At 71.9% G+C, this 18723-nt stretch carries 18 protein-coding genes; 5 read left to right on the forward strand and 13 right to left on the reverse strand.

The window, feature by feature from the left end; all coding sequences use genetic code 11:
* The first annotated feature begins 24 nt into the window (after positions 1-24).
* Complete coding sequence (locus F8566_RS13765) at positions 25-1032, forward strand: hypothetical protein (RefSeq protein ID WP_151560611.1); 1008 nt, start codon at positions 25-27, stop codon at positions 1030-1032.
* Positions 1033-1053: 21 nt separating this feature from the next.
* Here F8566_RS13765 and F8566_RS13770 read toward each other — a convergent pair whose 3' ends face one another.
* Positions 1054-1947 (reverse strand): LysR substrate-binding domain-containing protein, encoded by an 894-nt coding sequence (locus F8566_RS13770; protein WP_225993151.1) that lies wholly within the window; start codon positions 1945-1947, stop codon positions 1054-1056.
* A 73-nt stretch (positions 1948-2020) separates the two neighbouring features.
* Between F8566_RS13770 and F8566_RS13775 the strand changes: the two genes are divergently transcribed.
* Positions 2021-2413 (forward strand): RidA family protein, encoded by a 393-nt coding sequence (locus tag F8566_RS13775; protein WP_151560612.1) that lies wholly within the window; start codon positions 2021-2023, stop codon positions 2411-2413.
* On the opposite strand, the gene F8566_RS51135 is transcribed toward F8566_RS13775, so the two are convergent.
* Both F8566_RS51135 and F8566_RS13785 read right to left on the reverse strand, forming a co-directional pair.
* The gene (locus F8566_RS51135; protein ID WP_225993205.1) at positions 2403-2594 is read right to left on the reverse strand and encodes a suppressor of fused domain protein; all 192 of its coding nucleotides are present in this window, start codon (positions 2592-2594) and stop codon (positions 2403-2405) included. The two genes, F8566_RS13775 and F8566_RS51135, sit on opposite strands and share 11 nt — an antisense overlap.
* Positions 2595-2739: 145 nt before the next feature.
* Positions 2740-3228, reverse strand: coding sequence for a MarR family winged helix-turn-helix transcriptional regulator (locus tag F8566_RS13785; protein WP_151560614.1), 489 nt, complete (start codon positions 3226-3228; stop codon positions 2740-2742).
* A gap of 98 nt (positions 3229-3326) precedes the next feature.
* On the opposite strand from F8566_RS13785, the gene F8566_RS13790 reads away from it, so the two are divergent.
* Positions 3327-4397 carry an amidohydrolase family protein gene (locus F8566_RS13790; RefSeq protein WP_192809673.1) on the forward strand — a complete coding sequence of 357 codons (1071 nt, stop codon included), beginning with the start codon at positions 3327-3329 and terminating at the stop codon, positions 4395-4397.
* Positions 4398-4466: 69 nt separating this feature from the next.
* On the opposite strand, the gene F8566_RS13795 is transcribed toward F8566_RS13790, so the two are convergent.
* From F8566_RS13795 to F8566_RS13810, 4 genes are all read right to left on the reverse strand, one after another.
* Positions 4467-5243 carry an ABC-2 transporter permease gene (locus F8566_RS13795; RefSeq protein WP_151560616.1) on the reverse strand — a complete coding sequence of 259 codons (777 nt, stop codon included), beginning with the start codon at positions 5241-5243 and terminating at the stop codon, positions 4467-4469.
* Positions 5240-6172, reverse strand: a complete 933-nt coding sequence (locus tag F8566_RS13800) for an ABC transporter ATP-binding protein (RefSeq protein ID WP_151560617.1) — start codon at positions 6170-6172, stop codon at positions 5240-5242. Before F8566_RS13800 ends, F8566_RS13795 begins: the two co-directional genes overlap by 4 nt.
* A 75-nt stretch (positions 6173-6247) precedes the next feature.
* The gene (locus F8566_RS13805) at positions 6248-6904 is read right to left on the reverse strand and encodes a response regulator transcription factor (RefSeq protein ID WP_225993206.1); all 657 of its coding nucleotides are present in this window, start codon (positions 6902-6904) and stop codon (positions 6248-6250) included.
* A gap of 43 nt (positions 6905-6947) precedes the next feature.
* Positions 6948-8147 (reverse strand): sensor histidine kinase, encoded by a 1200-nt coding sequence (locus F8566_RS13810; protein WP_151560619.1) that lies wholly within the window; start codon positions 8145-8147, stop codon positions 6948-6950.
* 176 nt (positions 8148-8323) lie between these two features.
* Here F8566_RS13810 and F8566_RS13815 point away from each other — a divergent pair, with 176 nt between their 5' ends.
* A complete protein-coding gene (locus F8566_RS13815) occupies positions 8324-9850 on the forward strand; it encodes an alpha/beta hydrolase (protein WP_151560620.1) in 1527 nt (508 codons plus the stop codon).
* A 70-nt stretch (positions 9851-9920) separates the two neighbouring features.
* On the opposite strand, the gene F8566_RS13820 is transcribed toward F8566_RS13815, so the two are convergent.
* Positions 9921-11117 (reverse strand): L,D-transpeptidase, encoded by a 1197-nt coding sequence (locus tag F8566_RS13820; RefSeq protein ID WP_225993152.1) that lies wholly within the window; start codon positions 11115-11117, stop codon positions 9921-9923.
* 123 nt (positions 11118-11240) lie between these two features.
* Here F8566_RS13820 and F8566_RS13825 point away from each other — a divergent pair, with 123 nt between their 5' ends.
* The gene (locus F8566_RS13825) at positions 11241-11828 is read left to right on the forward strand and encodes a hypothetical protein (protein WP_151560622.1); all 588 of its coding nucleotides are present in this window, start codon (positions 11241-11243) and stop codon (positions 11826-11828) included.
* 112 nt (positions 11829-11940) lie between these two features.
* On the opposite strand, the gene pgl is transcribed toward F8566_RS13825, so the two are convergent.
* The 5 genes from pgl to F8566_RS13850 all read right to left on the reverse strand — a co-directional run bounded on the left by pgl (position 11941) and on the right by F8566_RS13850 (position 18702).
* A complete protein-coding gene (pgl, locus tag F8566_RS13830) occupies positions 11941-12723 on the reverse strand; it encodes a 6-phosphogluconolactonase (protein ID WP_151560623.1) in 783 nt (260 codons plus the stop codon).
* Positions 12720-13682 (reverse strand): glucose-6-phosphate dehydrogenase assembly protein OpcA, encoded by a 963-nt coding sequence (locus F8566_RS13835; protein WP_151560624.1) that lies wholly within the window; start codon positions 13680-13682, stop codon positions 12720-12722. The genes pgl and F8566_RS13835 overlap by 4 nt, the downstream gene beginning before the upstream one ends.
* Position 13683: 1 nt before the next feature.
* The gene (gene zwf / locus F8566_RS13840) at positions 13684-15210 is read right to left on the reverse strand and encodes a glucose-6-phosphate dehydrogenase (RefSeq protein ID WP_151560625.1); all 1527 of its coding nucleotides are present in this window, start codon (positions 15208-15210) and stop codon (positions 13684-13686) included.
* A 142-nt stretch (positions 15211-15352) separates the two neighbouring features.
* Positions 15353-16996: a glucose-6-phosphate isomerase gene (locus F8566_RS13845; protein WP_151560626.1), complete on the reverse strand. Its 1644-nt coding sequence runs from the start codon at positions 16994-16996 to the stop codon at positions 15353-15355.
* Positions 16993-18702, reverse strand: a complete 1710-nt coding sequence (locus F8566_RS13850) for a phosphoheptose isomerase (RefSeq protein WP_151560627.1) — start codon at positions 18700-18702, stop codon at positions 16993-16995. Before F8566_RS13850 ends, F8566_RS13845 begins: the two co-directional genes overlap by 4 nt.
* Positions 18703-18723: the final 21 nt, after the last annotated feature.

The following is an 18723-nucleotide window of genomic DNA, read 5'->3' on the forward strand; positions in this document are numbered from 1 at the left end:
AGGCAACCGATCTTGAGGGAACGCATGTCGCTCACGACCCCCCCGCGTCCGCTGGACGTGGTCTCGCTTTTTCCGGAGTTGGCCGGTACGACCAGGACCGCCACACGCCTCCATCCGCGGCCCGGCGAACCGACCGTGCACGACAGCTCAGTGGGCGGGCCGTTGTTGTGGCCTGCCGACGAGCCGTGGCCGACCTGCTCCGATGACCACGACGTGCACAGGCTGACGACGCTGGAGGACGTCCGGACGCTCCGGCGCATTCTCGCTGAGGCGTGGGCGCGGCCCAGACCGCCCCGGACCAATCTTCTGACGCCGGACGAGCAGGCGATCGTGGACCGCATCAACGCCGGACACGACGCGGACCTGCTGCCCTCGGGGCCGCTGCCGCTCATCCCGTTGGCGCAGCTGTACGCACGAGACGTGCCTGACCTGCCCTGTCCCGGGGACACGGACATGCTGCAAGTCCTGTGGTGCCCGTTCGACGAGCTTCTCGAGCTTTCCTCGGCAGTGCACCTGCGGTGGCGGCAGTCCGGGGACGTGAAGGAGGTCTTGTCGGACCCGCCTGAGCCCGCTTACGTCGGCCTCGCTGACTACGTCCCGGCTCCGTGCGTCCTGCATCCCGAGCAGGTGCTGGAGTATCCGCCGATCCACGAGCTGGACGAGGATGTCGCGCAACGTGTCATCGCCCGCGAACGAGAGCTCATCTTCTCCGATGACACCGAACAACCCCGGTACAGGGGCGCCCTCTCAGGGCCTCCCGGCTGGAAGGTCGGCGGCTGGCCCGCCCCGTGGAGTTTCCGCGACCCCGCCGGGCCCGACGAACTGCGGTGCCGCTGCGGCGCCCCTGTGGAGGCCCTGCTCACCATCGACAGCAGTGAATGGGACGGGGAGAGCGGCAGCTGGCGCCCCCTCGAAGACATCGACACAAGCGAAGACTGCCCCACGATGGTGACCGTTGGCCGCGGCTACACCCTGCAGATCTACCACTGCCTCCTGGAGGCCGGGCACCCACCGTTCACCGCCCTCCAATGACACCGGTGCGCCTGGTGGCGGCTAGCTGACCACGGCTGCCACGAACGCGCTCAGCAGCGGGCTCGGCTCCCCGGCCTGCCGGCAGAGGGCCACGACGCACGGCTCGGGATCGGGGGAGAGGCGGCGGAACGCGACGCCGCGTAGGCGGATCCGGGCCACTCCAGCAGGCGCGATCGTGACGCCGAGGCCTGCTTCGACGAAGGCGACGAGGGTCTGCCACTCCACGGCCTGCTGGGCGATGTGCGGCGTGAAGCCCGCGTCCGCGCAGACGCGCAGGATCCGTGCGTGGAACGCGGGCCCCTCGGCGGGCGGGAAGAGTACGAACGGCTCCTCGGCCAGCGCGGCGACCGGCACCTGGCGTTGTGCGGTGAGCGGGTGAGCGCGGGGCAGCACGGCCACCAGGCGTTCATGGAGAACGGGTATCGAGACGAGGTCCGGCTCGGGTGGTGTCTCGCGTACGAATCCCGCGTCGAGGGTTCCTGCCCGTAGTGCCTCCATTTGTGGGGTGCTCGTCAGCTCGCGGAGGTCGAGCGTCACGCCTGGGAAACGCGCGCGGTACGCGCCGACCACCTTGGGCAGCAGGGTGAACGCGAGCGAGGCCGCGAATCCGATTCGGAGCCGTCCAGCCTGGCCGAGCCCGGCCCGGCGGGCCGCGTCCAACCCGGAGGAGACCTGGTCGAGAGCGGATCGGGCGGCAGGGAGCAGTTCCCGGCCTGCGGCGGTGAGCATCACCCCGCGCGCGTGCCGTTCGAACAGCGGATGGCCGACCCGGGACTCCAGGCGGCGGATCTGCTGGCTGAGCGGCGGCTGCGCGATGCCCAGCCGTTCGGCGGCCCGCCCGAAGTGCCGCGTCTCGGCCACCACGAGGAACGCGCGCAACTGGCGCAGTTCGAGTTCCGGGGCGGGCAGCGTCATACGGCCAGAGATATCACATGGCTGTATACAGGGTATTGGACGTATGGCTGGGCGTCTTTCTAGGGTTCCGGTCATGCAGAACCGCAGATCGATCCTGTCCGGGTCCACGTTCGAGGAGCAGATCGGCTACGCGCGGGCGGTGGTGGACGGCGAGTGGGTGCACGTCTCCGGGACCACCGGATTCGACTACGCCACGATGACCATCCAGGACGACGTCGTCGCCCAGGCCGAGCAGTGCCTCGCGAACATCGGGGCGGCGCTCACCGAGGCCGGCGCCATGTTCGACGACGTCGTCCGCGTTCGCTACATGCTGCCCGACCCTGCGGACTTCGAGCCGTGCTGGCCGGCCCTGCGCGCCGCGTTCGGCGCCGCACGGCCGGCCGCCACCATGATCGCCTGTGGTCTGGCCGATCCGAGGATGCGCATCGAGATCGAGGTCACCGCCCGCCGCGCCGTCACCGGGTGATGTCGGTGAGGGGGGCGCCGTAGGTCTCGGTCAGCCGTGCGACGACGGTGTCGTTGCCGTGCTCCTTGGCCTCGGCCAGCTCGTCCGCCGTGATGCCCACGGCGGCGATGAAGTCCACGCGTCCGTTAGGGCTCTCGATCGTGCCGAGACACGGGTCGGTGACGAACGCCAGGGCGGTCAGCCGGCTGCCTGCGTGTCGGCGGGCCGGAGGCCGTGCGCTTCGGCGTCGTCGGGATCGAGGGTGATGACCTCGTCCGCGCCGAAGAGGCGGACGAGTTCGGCGTGAGTGGCCACGGGAGCCTTCCGTCACAGGGGAGCGGTGAGGATCAAGATCCTCCGGATTGGATCTCCGTTGGACGGTCCATCCGCGCCACGAGTTCCGCCAGCAGCCCGACCAGCCGCTCGCGGTCGGCAGGCCGCAGCCAGCCGAAGATCTCCTCGCCCACCACCGACGCCTCGGCCTGCGCGGAGTGCAGGCGGGCGCGCCCTTCGCCGGTGAGCTCGATCGCGTACGCGCGGCGGTCGTGGGCGGCCCGGCGCCGGGTGGCCAGCCCGGACCGTTCGAGCTCGTCCATGATCCGGACCATCGCCGACTTGTCGAGGTCGAGCAGCTCGCTCAGCTGCCGCTGGCTGGTCGGCCCGTGCCGGTCCAGCGCCGACAGCACGCCGAGGTGACGGACCTCGATGCCGAACGGCTGCAGGCGGTCGTTCAGCTTCTGGCGTGAGTGGAAGTGCGCTGTCGCCAGCAGGAATCCCAGCGCGAGGTCGTCGCCGCGCGGGTCGCCCAGGATCGATGGCGTCTCCGGTGGTTGCACGGCTCCATCTTAGGGGCCGTCGATATGGTCTCACTTGAGACAGTCTTGTATGCTCCTATTTGGGCGGCTCGACAAGCATGGGAGATGTGATGCGCGACATGAGCAGGCGGCGGGCCCTTCAGGCGGCCGCGCTCACCACGGCCGCGGTCGGGCTCGGTTCGTCCGCCGCGGACGCCGGGACCGGGAGCCGAACCGGGACCGCAGCGGGGGCCCGCCCTTTCCGGATCGACACCCACCACCACGCCGTTCCGGCGGAGATGCGCAAGTGGGCTGTCGAGCAGGGCCTGCTGCCCCCGGTTGGCGGGCCAAGGTGGGGGCAGTGGAGCCTGTCCGAGACCCTCGACACGATGGACCGCAACCAGATCGCGATGGGTGTCGCGTCGGCGCCGGTCCCGTCCATCGCCTTCCGCGACCGGGCCGTGGCGGTGTCCGGGGCGCGGATCATCAACGAGGACCTGGCGAACCTCGTCCGCGACCACCCCGCCAGGTTCGGCTTCTTCGCCTGCCTGCCGCTCCTCCACATCGACGTCGCCCTCAAGGAGGCCGCGTACGCGCTCGACGTGCTCGAGGCCGACGGCGTGATGCTGATGACCAACGACGGGACCCGTTACCTCGGGGACAAGGCGTTCGACCCGCTGTTCGAAGAGCTCGACCGGCGGCGGGCCGTGATCTTCACCCATCCCTTCTCGCTCCCCGGAGGGCACGTCGGGGTGCCGGGGATGGAGGACTGGATCGCCGACTTCATGCTGGACACGACCCGGGCCGCCTTCAACCTGGTCGCCTCCGGGACGATGGACCGGTACCGGCGGATCTCGGTGATCCTCTCCCACGCCGGCGGCTTCCTCCCCTACATCGGCGGACGGGTCGAGCACGCGGGCAGGACGGGACGCGGTCCCAGCCCTGCCGCGTTCCGCCGGGCGGTCCGGCGGTTCTACTACGACACCGCCGCGCCGCCCTCGCCCTACGCGACGCCCACCCTGCTGGCCGCCGCCGGTGCCGGGCAGCTCCTCTACGGCACCGACTGGGCGCAGACGACGGCCGACGATGTCAGGCACACCACTCGCGGGCTCGAACGCGACCCGGCGCTGAACGGCCGTATGCGACAGGCGATCTACCGGGGGAACGCCCTGCGCCTCATGCCCACGCTCGCCCGCCGCGTACGAGCGTGAGCTCGGGCCCGCAACCCGGGGCGACGCGCTCCGAGGGCCCGGCCTCCGGCCGCGCCCTCGGCCCTCGGCCTACTTCACCTCGCGCTTGATGAGGCGGATGGTCCCGATGACGAGCGGGAGGAGCATCCACACCGCGAGCGAGGTGCCGGCGCGGGCCCATTCTTCGCCGGTGATGCCGGGCTCGGTGAGCGCGGTGAGCGTGAGGTTGGTGTCCAGCCAGCCCGCCGGGCCCTTGAGCTTGCTGATCATCCCGCCGAGCGTCGACCAGACGATGGGCAGCACGAGGAAGAGCACGATCGCCAGCGGCGAGTTCATGAAGAGCGTGCCGAACGCGATGCCCATGAAGAGCATGACCACCGCGAGGAGAACCGTCACGCCGAAACGGCCCGGGCTGAGCGACCAGCTTCCGTCCGAACGGCCCATCAGCTCGCCGACCGTGCGGGCGATCAGCGCCACGGCGAGCCCGACACAGGCGAAGAGGGCACCGAGCACCGAGCCCGCGATCAGCTTGGCAGCCAGGATCCGGGGTCGTTCGGGGACGAGGGTGAACGTGGTCAGAGCCGTGCGCTGGGACCACTCCGTCGTGACCGCGAGGATGCCGAGGATGGGCAGGAGGATCGACACCCCTACCTGCGAGGCGGTGAAGAACTCCAGCAGTGTCTGATCCTGCTTCGGCACCGCGAAGAGCACGACCGGCATCATCGCCACGGCGACCAGGCTGATGATGATGAGCAGCCAGCGGCTCGAGCGGGTGTCGATCATCTTGCGGAGCTCGACGGCCGTGAGCCGGACGAGCGACGGGCGTGCCGGCTCCAGCAGGGCGGCCGGTGCGGTGATGGCGGTCATCGGAGTGTCTCCTGCGGAGCGGGGGCAGCCACGGTCGGGGCGTCGGCAGGGGATGGGTTGATGAGTGAGAGGAACAGCTCCTCCAGGCCGCCCCCGCTGGCCTGGCGAAGTTCGAGGAGCACGGTGCCCGTGGCGGCGGCGGCCCGTCCCACCGCCTCGGCGGGGGCGTCGACGACGAAGGCGCCCTGGCCATCGGGCCGGGCGGACAGTCCCGCCTGCGCCAGCGCCGACTGCAGGGCGGCGCCGTCCAGGGCGCGGACCACGACGCCGGTGGGCTGGGTGAGGAGTTCGTCCTTGGCGCCCTGGGCTGCGACGCGCCCGCCCGCGATGACCACGAAGCGGTCGGCGACGGCCTCCACTTCGAGCAGCAGGTGGGACGACAGCAGGACCGTCCCGCCGCGGTCGGCGAAGTCGCGCAGCATGGAGCGCATCCAGTGGATGCCTTCCGGGTCGAGACCGTTGGCGGGCTCGTCCAGGATGAGCACGCTGGGGTCGCCGAGCAGGGCCTGGGCGATGCCGAGGCGCTGCCGCATGCCGAGCGAGTAGCCGCCGACCCGGCGCTTGGCCGCCTTGGTCGACAGGCCCACCCGGTCGAGCATCTGGCCGACGCGCTTCTGGTCGACGCCGAGAATCTGCGCGGTCAGGGCGAGCGTCTCGCGGCCGGTGCGGCCGGAGTGCTGCGCGGCGGCGTCGAGGAGGACGCCGACATGGCGGCCGGGGTTGCTGATCCGGCGGTACGGGACGCCCTTGACCGTCGCCGTCCCCGTGGTGGGCGGGGTGAGGCCGCAGATCATTCGCATGGTGGTCGACTTGCCCGCCCCGTTGGGGCCGAGGAAGCCGGTGACCGTTCCCGGCTCGCAGCGGAACGAGACGTTCTCGACCGCGGTGACCTCGCGATATCGCTTGGTCAGGTTCTCAACACTGATCATGCCTCCAGGCTGCCGGTCACGGCCGGGCCGGCGCGTCGGCCGGGCGTCGACAGCCGGCTCGACCAAAGTCGGTCGTCAGTCGTCCGATGGATCGTCGCCGCGCGCGTCGTGCACGAGCAGCGCGATCTGGACCCGGTTGTTGAGCTCCAGCTTGGTGAGGAGCCGCGAGACGTACGCCTTGACGGTGGCGACGCTGAGCGAGAGCTCCTTGCCGATGTCGCTGTTGGTCTTGCCCTGCCCGACCAGCAGCGCGACGGCCCGCTCGCCCTCGCTCAGCCCGTCCAGCCGCTCGCGGGCCCGGGCCTGGCGCGGGTCGACGCCCGCGCCCGCCACGTACGACATCATCCGGCGCAGCACCGCCGGGGACATCATCGGCTCACCGGCGGCGACCTGGCGGATCGCGCGCATGATCTCCGGCGGCGGCGTGTGCTTGAGCAGGAACCCGCCCGCCCCGGCACGCATCGCGCGCAGGATGTGGTCGTCGGTGTCGAACGTGGTCAGGATGATGATCTCGGGTGGCTCCCGCCGCGAGCGCAGCAGCTCGGTGGCGGCCAGCCCGTCCATCCGCGGCATCCGGATGTCCATCAGCACCACGTCGGGCCGGTGCTGGTTGACCGCCGCCACGACCTCCGAGCCGTCGCCGACGTCCGCGACCACCTCCAGGTCGTCGGCGCCGGCCAGCATCATCGACAGGCCCCTCCGGACGAGGGCGTCGTCGTCGACGATGAGCACGCGGATGGGTGAGTCCGTTCCCGTCACTGGCAGATACCGTCGCTTACTGGTCGGGCCCGGCCTCATGGCCTGGCCGGGCGGGCAGGGGTAGGGACACGCGCAGCCGGAACTCGTCGCCGGTCCGGCCGTGTTCGATCGTTCCGCCGACCAGGTCGACGCGTTCGCGGAGGCCGACGAGCCCGGCGCCCGAGCCGGGGAGGTCCAGCGCCGCCAGGGCGGGCAGGAGCCGGTTGGCGACCTCGATGGTGAGCTCGGCGCCGCCGGCCGCCTCGACCGTGACCCGCACGTGCGAGCCGGGCGCGTGCTTGCGGGCGTTGGTCAGGCCCTCCTGGACGACGCGGTAGGCGTGCCGGCCGATCCGGGCCGGGATCGCGGCCGGGTCGGGGATCCGGGCGTCCAGGATGACGTGCGCCCCGGCTTCGCGCGACTCGTCGATCAGCGCGGGGAGATCGGTGAGCGTCGGCTGCGGCCGGTCCCGTTCGCTCACCGTTTGGGCGCCGTCGGTGGTGAAGGGGGCGTCGGCGCGGAGCACGCCGATCACCTCGCGCAGGTCCTCCATCGCCTCGTAGGCGGTCTGCCGGATGATCCCCGCCGCCTCGCGCTGCGCCGCCGGGGCGTCCGGGCCGAACTCCAATGCCCCCGCGTGCACCGAGAGCAGGGAGATGCGGTGCGCGAGCACGTCGTGCATCTCCCGCGCGATCCGCTCGCGTTCCAGCAGGCGGGCCTCCTCGACCCGCAGCCGCTGCCCCTCCTCTGTCTCCTGCGCACGTTCGCGCAGCGACTTGATGAGCTCGCTCTGCGAGCGGACCAGCAATCCGAGGGTGATGAGGACCGCGTAGCCCAGACCGAAGGTGACCAGCCCGTCCCGGTACTCCGAGGGGCTGATCGGAGCGAGCGCGAAGACGCTCGCGATGATCGAGAGGTTGGCCCCGGCCACGAGCGCGGTCACCCGCCAGGAGCAGCGGACGGCGACCGTCCACACCGCCAGCGCGGCGGGCCCGTACGCGGTCGAGGCCGAGATCTGGATGATCATGAGGACGACGGCGAGCGTCGCCGGCCGGGTCCGCCGGAACAGCAGGAGCAGCACGCAGCCCACGGCCCCGACCGCGATGTCGGGGATGATCGCGTTCTTCTTGTCATCGGGGAAGCTGTCGAGCGACGCGGCCAGCATGAGGAGGCCCACCGCCGCCGCGAAGGCGGTGACACCCGCATCGGCGAACCACTCGCGCTTCGTCCGCCGCATTTGCACCCGCTCAACGTTACCGACCAGGCCGCCCGTGAGCAGTGACCGCAGGTCGATGCGCCATCGACTTTGGTCGATGGAGCCAGCCCCCGGAACGGCGGACCGGCGCGCCCCACCCCCGATTGTGGAGAGCGCTCTCCTGTGCGTGTCGCGTCCCCTGCCTAGCGTCGTTGCACATGACCATCACCAGAAAGCTGATCGTGGCGGGCGCCGGGCTGGCCACCGCCGCGGGGCTCGTGGCGGTGCCGGGTGCCGCGACCGCGAGCGCCGGCGGCCTCGCCCGCTTCCACCAGCAGAAGATCGTCTGGAAGGACTGCACGCTCGGCCCTGGCGACGAGGTGGGCAAGGAGCTCGACAAGGCCGGGGTCAGGTGCGCCGACGTGACCGTGCCGCTCGACTACGCCAAGCCCGGCGGCCGCACGATCAAGGTGGCGATCTCACGCCTGGCCGCCACCGGCAAGGCGGATCGGATCGGCACCATGCTGATCAACGGCGGCGGCCCGGGGCCGGCGATCGACATGCCCCCGTACATCCGCGGCCTCATGGGGGACGCCGGCACGCGGTACGACCTGATCGGCATGGACCCGCGGTCGATCGGCCGCAGCGCGCCCGTGGACTGCGGCTGGCCGGCCGGAACGTGGATCAGGTCGGCCGGTGTGGACCGCCGCGGCTTCGACCGCGCCGTGGCGTTCGCCAGGGACCTGGCGGACAGGTGCGCGCGGGTCGACCCCGAGCTCATGAGGAACATCAGCACCCGCAACGCCGCCCGCGACATCGACGTCGTCCGTGCCGTGCTCGGCGAACGGAAGATCTCCTACAACGGCGCCTCGTACGGTACCTACCTCGGCGCCGTCTACGCCCAGATGTTCCCCGGCCGGCTCGACCGCACCCTGCTCGACAGCGGCGTCGACCCGGCCACGTGGGGCCCCGGGCTCCTCAAGACCACCGGTGCGGCGAACGAGCGGGCGCTGGTCGGCTTCGCGGACTGGGCTGCGCGCCGGAACGCGGAGTACGGCCTCGGCGCGACCCGCAAGGAGGTGCTCGACACCGTGCTGGGCGTCATCCAGGCGTCCGCGCGCAGGCCGTTGCGGGTCGGCGCTTATGCGGTCGACGACAACGTGCTCCCAAGCGAGCTCTTCAACCTCGTCGGATCGGACCGTGAGGCCGACCGCTCCCACATGGCGGCGTCGCTGAAGGTCTTCAAGGAGGCCGCGGCGGGCCGTCCGGCGCGGCCGCACGAGCGGCTGGCCGAGGAACTGGAGTTCGTGCTGACCGGGAAGGAGTCGCAGTACGGCAGTGCTCAGGTGGCGCTGCTGTGCGGGGACGCGGCCGGGGAGCGCGACCCCGAGGCCCACTGGCGGGACGTCCAGCGCAGCCGCGCCAGGCATCCGGTCTTCGGTGCGGTGGCGCACAACATCAACCCCTGCGCGTTCTGGCCGTACACGCCCCGCGAGGAGCCGACCCGCATCTCGGCCGAGTTGCCCTCGCTCGTCGTCGGAGCCACCGGCGACACCCGCACCGTCTACCAGTCCAGCCTGGCGCTGCACCGGCTGCTCGGCGGCTCACACATGGTCACCCTGCGCGGCGCCGACTTCCACGCGCCCTACCAGGCGGCGTACGGCAACGCGTGCCTCAACGACCAGGTGAACACCTACCTGGGAACCGGAGTGCTGCCCCGCAAGAACGTCGTCTGCGAAAAGTAAGCCCGATCAGTGTGCCGGTGCCGAGAACGGCACCGGCACAGGGCTCTTTGGAGGGCTCCTTGGGGGCCGGTTATTTGAGAGGTTGTCCCATGACCGGGGCGCCCAGCGCGCTGCCCTTGAGCCAGCCGTCCCACGAGATCGCCCAAGGCGTCGGTCCGTTGCCGAAGCGCAGCTTGCGGGTGGTGCCGGTGACCTCGATGATGTCGCCGCGCTGCGTGAAGTCGTAGAACCACTTCGCGTCCGTGGGGGAGGCGTTGACGCAGCCGTGGCTGACGTTGGCGCTGCCCTGCGATCCGGTCGACCAGGGGGCCGAGTGGACGAACGTGCCGCTGTAGGTGGTGCGGACGTTCCAGTCGGTGGGCGTGCGGTAGTCACCCGGGTTGCCGGTGGTGGAGGAGTCCATGACCATGTGCGCGACCTTCTCCTGCGCGATCATGACGCCTGTGTAGCTGTCGTCCCCGGGCTTGCCGAGGCTGACCTTCATCGTCCGCACGGTCTTGTCGCCGTCCTTCACCGTCGCCCGGTGCGTCTTGGCGTTGATCTTCGTGTAGTGCTTGGCCCCGACGCTGAAGTTGAGCGTGCGGTCCTTCACCCCGTACAGCCCGTTGCCCGCCTTGACGCCCGCCAGATGGGCGACGACCTGGACCTTCGAACCCGTCGGCCAGTACTCGCGGGGCCGGAAGTCGACCTCCTTGTCGCTGATCCAGTGCCAGGCGCCCTCGACCGGCTTGGACATGCGGACTTCGAGCGACCGTTCGACCGCCGCCCGGCCCGCCTTGGTGGACACCGGCTGCGTGAGCAGCAGCTGGACCGGCATGCCGACCCCGACCTTCTCGCCGTCCAGCGGCGCCATGCCGCTTTCGAGCTTCTTGCGAGGGGTGAGGGTGGTGAACGTGGAGGTGGCGGTGACGGTTTTGCCGTCGTCGGTGCCCTTGGCCGTGACGGTGTACGTGGTCGACGGGCGCAGCGTCCATCGCGACTTCCACGACAGGCCGTCCGGAGCGAGCGCGCCCTCCGCCTTCCGTCCCTTGGCGTCGGCGACCGTCACCTCGGTGAGCTTGCCCTTGTCGGCCTTGACCGTGACCGGCTGGTCGGGCGCGACCTGCTTGGTGCCGGTGGCAGGTGTGATCGCCAGCTTGGCGGCGGCCTTCTGGCCGCCTCCACCGCCCTTGCCGCCGTCGTCGTCACCGCCCGACGAACATCCGGCCGCGGCGACGACCACCGCGAGAACGGCCGCCGCGCAGGCGCTTCCGGCCCGACCTTTCACCACTGAGCACCCTTCATGACTGTGCGCCTCCGCATCATTCGACAAGGGGTTCCCCTCGTTCGACAGAGTATGTCCCGGAAAAAGCGATTGCCCCCGTCTCATGCGATCGGTGACCCTGGACGCATGGAGGTCATCTTTCAGCGGGTGTCGGCCACGGCGTATTTCAGCACTGCCACCAGGAACGACGGTGTGACCGTGCGGGTGCCGGGCTATGACCGCACCAGCCCGATCCCGCACGACCTCGCCCATTTCGTCGCCGAGCACGAGTTCGGCCTGGCCAGGGGCTTCTGGGGGAGCGTCGCGGCGGGCGCCATGTTCACGAACATGAAGGTCGTGGACGGGCGCCGGCGCCCGCACGCCGACGAGCGTTCCAAGCGGATCATGAAGGCCAACGGCCTGTGGCTCGGCGCCGGGGAGGCCGTCGCCGGCGCGGTCCACGACGCGGTCGAAGAGGGCCACACGGCTGAGCGTGCCCTGGTGGCGCTGCGCAAGATGCACGGAGTCGTCAGCACCGAGCCGCTGCCGGTGGGCGTCGAGGACGTCGAACGGGCGATGAGCGCGTTGCGCGCCGCCGAGGACCGCTGGGCGCAGGTCCCGGCAGGGGAGGGCATGGCGCTCTCGTGGCGGATCCCCGTCTACGACCCCGGTCTCGGTGACCGCCGGTCCAAGGACCGCAAGGGCGGCCGCCGCAAGCCGCGCGGTGTCCGCTAGTCCGCTTCGAGAGCTCTGAGCACGGTCTCGCCCCGCGGGCGGTCCCACCGACGGAACGCCAGAGTGATCGTCCCGTCGGCGAGACCCTCCCACCAGTGCTGGGGGAACAGCATCAGGGGGAGGCGATGCGTTCGATGCCGGGTGGCAGCTGCGACGCGGCGGCCCGGTCCAGCAGGAACAGCGTGCGCTGGCGCCCGCGCGCCCCCGCGACGGGCACCTGTACCGGGCCCGCCTCCTTCGACAGCCCGAGCCGGACCGCCCTGGCCTTCTCCTCGCCCGCCGCGAGGATCCAGACCTCACGGGCGGCCCTGATCGAGGGGAACGTCAGGGAGACACGGGTGGGCGGCGGCTTGGGCGCGCCCCGCACCGCCACCACCGGCCGCTCGTCGTAGACCGCCGGCATCTCCGGGAACAACGACGCGACGTGCGCGTCCGGCCCCACGCCCAGCATCAGGACGTCGAACGAGGGCACCGGCCCGTGGTCCTCCGGCCTGGCCGCGCTGCCCAGCTCCGCGGCGTACCGTTCGGCGGCCGCCTCCGGGTCGTTCCCGTCGGGGCCGTCGGTCGCGGGCATCGCGTGCACCCGGGCCGGGTCGACGTCCACGTGGTCGAGCAGCGCCTTGCGGGCACCGGTCTCGTTGCGCTCCGGATCGCCGGTCGGCAGGAAACGTTCGTCGCCCCACCAGATGTCCAGGCTCCGCCAGTCGATGGCGTCGCGTGCCGCGCTGGCGCAGAGCTCGGCGAGCACGGCGGTGCCCACCCCGCCGCCGGTCAGCACCACCGAGGCCGTGCCCCGGGCCGCCTGCACGTCGACGATCCGGGTCACCAGCCGGGCCGCGACCGCCTGCGCCAGCAGTGCCTGGTCCCGGTGGATCAGGACGGTCGGCGTGGTCATCGGCCGTCCGCCTGCTCCGGCGGGGCCGCCTTGGAGGCCGCCTTGGCACTGGACAGGTCCTTGGCGAACCGCGCCGCGGCCTCGTGGTAGGGCTCGTCCGGATCGAGCCGCCGCAGCTCCTCGGCCAGCAGCTCGGCCATCGGGCGGCGCATCAGCGACACCTGCCGGTCTGGCTGGTCGGGGCGCGACAGCGTGGCCACCCGCCCGTCGCAGCGCGACACCTCGAGGTCGCCGCTCGTCGTGGTCAGCCGGACGCCGGTGATGCCGGGGCCGTCGGAGACGACCCGGCTCACCGGCACCCCGAGCCGGATCGACAACCACGCCGCGAGCAGCTCGGCGCTGGGGCTGTCGGGCTCCGCGGACACCTCGCCGGAGACGATCTCGTCGTGGTCCTGGTCGAGCGCGGCGGCGAGCAGCGACCGCCACGAGGTGAGCCGCGTCCAGGTGAAGTCGGTGTCGCCCGGCCGGTAACCCTCGGCCAGCTTGGCCAGGGTGCCGAGCCGGTCACGGGCCGCATAGGAATCGGTCACCCGGCGCTGGGCCAGCGCGCCCAGCGGGTCCTCGCTGGGGACCTTGGGGACCTTGCCGCCGGGCCACCACGTCACCACCGGCGTGTCCGGCATGAGCAGCGGCACCACGACCGAGTCGGCGTGCTCGGCGAGCGGCCCGTACATCCGGAGCAGCACGGTCTCGCCCGGGCCGGTCTCGCCCATCCGGATCTCCGCGTCCAGGCGCGAGGTGTTGCCGCGCGCCTCCCGGGAGATGACCGTCAGGACGCGGCACGGGTGCTCGCGGGACGCCTCGGTGCCGGCCCGGACGGCGTCGTACTGCGCCGACTCGTCGGTCACGATGATCAGTGTCAGCACCATGCCGACCGCGGGCCCGCCCATCAGGTGCCGTGCCTGGGTGAGCGCCTCCTGGATCCGGCGCGTGCTGGTGTCGGTGAGATCGATGTTCATCTCAGATTCGCCTCCAAGCGCGTCCGTCGCGGGCCATGAGCTCGTCGGCGCCGGCGGGGCCGTAGCCGCCGGACTTGTACTGCTCGACCTTGGGCTTGGACGCCCAGTACTCGGTCACGGGGTCGAGGATGTTCCAGGACAGCTCGACCTCCTCCTGGCGGGGGAACAGCGGCGGGTCGCCGATCAGCACGTCGAGCAGCAGGCGCTCGTAGGCCTCGGGGGAGGACTCGGTGAACGACTCGCCGTAGGCGAAGTCCATGTTCACGTCGCGGATCTCCATCGAGGTGCCGGGCACCTTGGAGCCGAACCGGACCGTGATGCCCTCGTCCGGCTGCACCCGCATCACCAGCGCGTTCTCACCGAGTTCCTCGGTGTCGGTCAGCGAGAAGGGCAGGTGCGGGGCCTGCTGGAAGATCATCGCGACCTCGGTGACGCGGCGGCTGAGCCGCTTGCCGGTCCGCAGGTAGAACGGCACGCCCGCCCACCGGCGGGTGTCGATCTCCATCTTGATGGCCGCGTACGTCTCGGTCCTGGAGTCGGGCGGGATGCCCTCCTCGTCCAGATAGCCGCCCACCTTGACGCCGCCCTGCCAGCCCGCCGAGTACTGCCCGCGGGCCGTGGCCAGGCCCAGGTCCTCGGGCAGCCGGACCGAGGAGAGGATCTTGGCCTTCTCGGCGCGGACCGCCTCGGCGCTGAAGGAGGTCGGCTCCTCCATGGCGGTGAGCGCGAGCAGCTGGAGCAGGTGGTTCTGGATGACGTCGCGGGCGGCGCCTATGCCGTCGTAGTAGCCCGCGCGGCCGCCGATGCCGATGTCCTCGGCCATGGTGATCTGCACGTGGTCGACGTAGGAGCGGTTCCAGATGGGCTCGAACATCGTGTTGGCGAACCGCAGCGCCAGGATGTTCTGCACCGTCTCCTTGCCGAGGTAGTGGTCGATCCGGAAGATCGACTCCTCGGGGAAGACACGGTGCACGGTGTCGTTCAGCTCGACCGCGCTGGTCAGGTCGTGCCCGAACGGCTTCTCCACGACCACCCGGCGCCAGGACTTCTCGTCGTGCTCGGCCAGCCCGCTGCGCTGCAGCTGCTCGACCACCTGGGGGAAGAACTTCGGGGGGATCGAGAGGTAGAACGCGTAGTTGCCACCCGTGCCGCGGGTGGTGTCCAGCTCCTTGACCGCCATGGCCAGGGCGTCGAAGGCGCCGGGGTCGCTGAACTCCCCGGGCACGAAGTGCATGCCCTCGGACAGGTGCTGCCAGACGTCCTCGCGGAACGGGGTCCGCGCGTGCTCCTTGACCGACTCGTAGGCGATCTGGCGGAAGTCCTGGTGGTCCCAGTCGCGGCGGGCGAAACCCACCAGCGAGAAGCCGGGGGGCAGGAGCCCGCGGTTGGCCAGGTCGTAGATGGCCGGCAGCAGCTTCTTGCGTGACAGGTCCCCCGTGACGCCGAACAGCACCAGCACGCAGGGCCCCGCCACCCGTGGCAGCCGCTTGTCCCGCGGATCCCGGAGCGGATTGTCTTTCGTGCTCACGTGGCGGCCCCCTCTGTCGGTGTATCTCCGGCTGTCACCGTGGTTCTCGCTGTCACTGTGGTTCTCGCTGTCATTGTCACTCTCGCCGTCACCGTGACTCTGACTGTGACTATCTCTCTGGCTGTCGCAGGTCTTGCCGACCTCATGCCTCTCCTCGGGCGGATTCGAGCAGCCGGGCGAGTCCCGCCCAGCGGTTCTGCAGGTGCAGCCGGACCACCGGGCAGCCGCCGGACCGAGCCGCGCGGGCCTCGCTGAGGGCCTGCGCCAGCTGGAGCCGGCTCAACCGGTAGTGCCGGTCGGGGACCGGCACGTCGTGAACGACGTTCCCGGTCAACACCAGGTATACGCCCCTCTCCCGGCGATCATTCCCGATTGCCGGGTAACGGTGACCCCAGCTGATCGTCACAGGGCGGGCGCACCGGGCGGCCAGCAGCGCGCCGAGCCGGCGCACCTGCGTGCCCTGCCCGCGGGCCCGGTCGGGATCCAGATGGGCGACGATCGCCAGGTGGCCGTCGGCGCCGACGCGTTCGGCCAGGGCGTCGAACAGCCCGGCCAGATCGGTGGCGCCGGCGAGCACCGGATCGTGGGTGTGCACTTCGACGGCCTGCCCAGGCTCGCCCTCGGTCAACACGGCGGACGCCATGGATTCCTCCGCGGGGGAGGGGGACGGCGCGGAGCCGGCGGGCGGGTCGTGCGGCGCGGGAGCGCCGGGCAGGGGTGCCAGGGGGTCCATGCCGAGCAGCTGAGCGGCCACGGCGGCGGCGTACTCCCAGACCACCAGCTGCGCAGACGGGGGAGCGGTGACGGTGGCGTCGTCCTGCCGCGGCCGTCCGTCCAGCGTCACGAGGAAGACGTCGTCGGACGGGACGACCGGCTGGCCGCCGTGCTGGACGAGCGGGAGCATCCGCCCGCCGGTCGCCTCGGCGAGCAGGACCGCCACCCAGTCGGCGAGCCCCGGCAGGGACGCGGGGTAGTCGCCGAGGACGACGGTCGTGCGGCCCGCCCGGGCGGCGCCGCCGAGGATGGCTCCCAGCACCAGGCCCGGGTTGTTCTCCGGGCGGGTGAGTGCGGGCAGGACCGTGGTCGCGTGGTCGAGGAGCCTGGCCACGTCGGTCCCGGCGAGCGCGGCCGGGACGAGCGCGTACGGGGAGAGCGCTCCGAACGGGGTGCGTCCCGGTGCCTCGATCAGCGGATGGCCCGCCTCGTCCGCCCGCTTCGCCGCGGGGCCACCGGGTTCGGCGACGGTGACGAAGCGCCGGGCGATCTGCGCCGGGGACAGGTCCAGGTCCTGGAACATCCGGACGAAGACGCGGCGCAGCGTCTCCGTGGCGGCGTCGTCCCCCGTCACCACGACCATCGTCTGGCGCAGCCGTTCGTGGTCGGCGCCGGTGCGCACCACCGGGCCCGGCTCGGCGCTCTCCAGCAGTGTCAGCGGCCGTGCCGCGGCGGAGTTGCGGACGATGAGGCCGGCGGCGCGGGCCGGAGCGCCCCGCCCGAGCAGCGCCAGCTCCGTCAGCCCCTCCGCGCGGGCCTTCGCACGCAGCTCACCGATCTGCGGGAGGATCGCGCGTGAGAAACCGGGCTGTCCCGGCCAGCACAACGCGCGGCCGTCATCGGCGGCCGTGGCGGCCGACGGCCACAGCGCCGGGTCCTCCGACGCCAGCCGGACCGGCACCTGGTCGATCCAGAGCCTGCCCAGCATGCGTTCGGCGGCGTCCCTGACAGGGCCGCGTGCGGTGACGGTCGTGTTGCCGGAGACGACCGCGGTGAAGCTCGGCACGGTCACGTCGAGCGGGCCGCCTCGGCGAGACGGCCGGCGGCCTCGACGGGGTTCCGCAGGTGCAGTCGCAGAACGGGCAGGCCGCGCTGACGCAGCGCCCGCACCTCGGCCAGGGCGCGGGCCAGCTGGAGCTTGCCGAGCGAGTACGGGCGGCCCGGGACCGGGTGGTCCTCGACCGCGTCACCGGTGATGATGAGGAACGCGCCGTTGCCCGGCCCCTCCTTGTGCACGGGCCCCGTCGCGTGCAGGTAGCCGGGGCCGGGGCCGTACGACACCGGGCGCCCGGTGCGTCGGGACAGGGCGGGTGCCAGATACCGGCCGGAGAAGTCACCCGACAGGTAGGTGACCACCGACAGGTATCCGTTGGCCGGGACGCGGCTCAGCAGGTCGCCGAGCGCGGCGTCCAGGCCGGTGCCGCCGGTGTGGGCCAGGTCGGTGTGGACCTCGATGTCGCCGTCGACGAACGCGGGCTCGCCGGACATCAGCGGGCCCTCACCCGCGGCCCGCAGGATGGTCGCCGCGTCGTCCTCGGCGTCCTGCACGACCGGGCCGCCGGGCTCGAACGGGTTGACGCCGAGGAGCCAGCCCGCCACCGTCGTCGCGTACTCCCAGACGAGGAACTGGCCGCCCAGCGGCGCCCACAGCGAGGTGTCGGCGTCGGCGCCGGTCGCCGCGGTGGGGTTGAGCGCCACGGCGTGCATGTCGGGGCGCGGGCCGGGACTGCCGGGTGGTTCGAACGCCAGCACGCCGCGGCCGCGCTTGCCGGTGCCGACGGCGAGGAGCTGGGAGATCCACGCGCTCAGGGCGCTGGGCCCGCCCGGCTCCCGCAGCACCACCTTGTCGCGGGCGGAGCCGCCCGGCCCCTGCTGCGCGCAGCCGCCGAGGACCGCGCCGAGCAGCAGCCCGGGGTTCTCGTCCTCCCGGGCCAGGGAGGGCACCAGCGCGGCGGCCTCGTCGAGCAGCTGGTAGACGTCGCCTCCCGCCAGCAACGCGGGGACCAGGCCGTACGCGGAGAGCGCACCGAAGTGCCCCGGCAGGTAGGGGTCGGTCAGCCCCACCCGGTAACCGCACTGGCGCGCGAAGTCGTGCAGCGGGCTGCCGTGGTCGGTGATGACGAGGAAACGTCCGGCGATCTCGCGTTCGGACAGCCCGTGCTCACGGAACGCCGCCGAGAAGATGCGCCGGTAGGCGTCGCCCTCCAGCGAGACGCCCGCCTTGCTGGAGAGCACGACGAGCGTCCGGTCGAGGCGTTCGAGGGCGGACCTGAGGGCGGCGATGTCCGCGCCGTCCAGCACCGTGAGCTCGCCGGGCCGTTCGGCGCCCCGGTCGTCGCCGGCACCCGGGTCATCGCCGGCGCCCAGGCCGGCGGCACCGCCCGCCGTCTGGACGGCGAGTGGGCGGGCCGCGGGCGAGTGGGCTTCGACGATCGCCTGCGCCGCCAGGGTCTCGGCGCCGATGCCGATGAGCACGATGTGGTCCAGGCCGGAGTAGCGGGCTTCGGCGACCAGGCCCTCGATCTGGTTGAGCAGACCATGGGAGGCGAACGGCAGGTCCAGCCAGCCGAGCCGGCTGTGGTCCACCGTGCGCCGCCCCCAGAGCCGGGGGTCCTTCGCGGCGAGCGCGCCGGGGACGCCGCAGCTCACGAGGTAGTCGCGAGCCTGCAGCGCCGCGTCGAGCGCGTCACCGCGGGTCAGTACGTCGAATCCGGACACCGTCCTCCAGCCCCCACCCAC

The organism is Actinomadura rudentiformis (genome assembly GCF_008923185.1).
GTDB classification, from domain to species: Bacteria; Actinomycetota; Actinomycetes; order Streptosporangiales; family Streptosporangiaceae; genus Spirillospora; species Spirillospora rudentiformis.

What these genes read in the sequence shown, in the direction of transcription:
- F8566_RS13800 (WP_151560617.1), bottom strand. Translation starts at nt 6,172, where the DNA reads ATGATCAGTGTTGAGAACCTGACCAAGCGATATCGCGAGGTCACCGCG.
- F8566_RS13810 (WP_151560619.1), bottom strand. Translation starts at nt 8,147, where the DNA reads ATGCGGCGGACGAAGCGCGAGTGGTTCGCCGATGCGGGTGTCACCGCC.
- F8566_RS13815 (WP_151560620.1), top strand. Translation starts at nt 8,324, where the DNA reads ATGACCATCACCAGAAAGCTGATCGTGGCGGGCGCCGGGCTGGCCACC.
- F8566_RS13835 (WP_151560624.1), bottom strand. Translation starts at nt 13,682, where the DNA reads ATGAACATCGATCTCACCGACACCAGCACGCGCCGGATCCAGGAGGCG.
- F8566_RS13795 (WP_151560616.1), bottom strand. Translation starts at nt 5,243, where the DNA reads ATGACCGCCATCACCGCACCGGCCGCCCTGCTGGAGCCGGCACGCCCG.
- F8566_RS13790 (WP_192809673.1), top strand. Translation starts at nt 3,327, where the DNA reads ATGAGCAGGCGGCGGGCCCTTCAGGCGGCCGCGCTCACCACGGCCGCG.
- F8566_RS13770 (WP_225993151.1), bottom strand. Translation starts at nt 1,947, where the DNA reads ATGACGCTGCCCGCCCCGGAACTCGAACTGCGCCAGTTGCGCGCGTTC.
- F8566_RS13765 (WP_151560611.1), top strand. Translation starts at nt 25, where the DNA reads ATGTCGCTCACGACCCCCCCGCGTCCGCTGGACGTGGTCTCGCTTTTT.
- F8566_RS13775 (WP_151560612.1), top strand. Translation starts at nt 2,021, where the DNA reads ATGCAGAACCGCAGATCGATCCTGTCCGGGTCCACGTTCGAGGAGCAG.
- F8566_RS13825 (WP_151560622.1), top strand. Translation starts at nt 11,241, where the DNA reads ATGGAGGTCATCTTTCAGCGGGTGTCGGCCACGGCGTATTTCAGCACT.
- pgl (WP_151560623.1), bottom strand. Translation starts at nt 12,723, where the DNA reads ATGACCACGCCGACCGTCCTGATCCACCGGGACCAGGCACTGCTGGCG.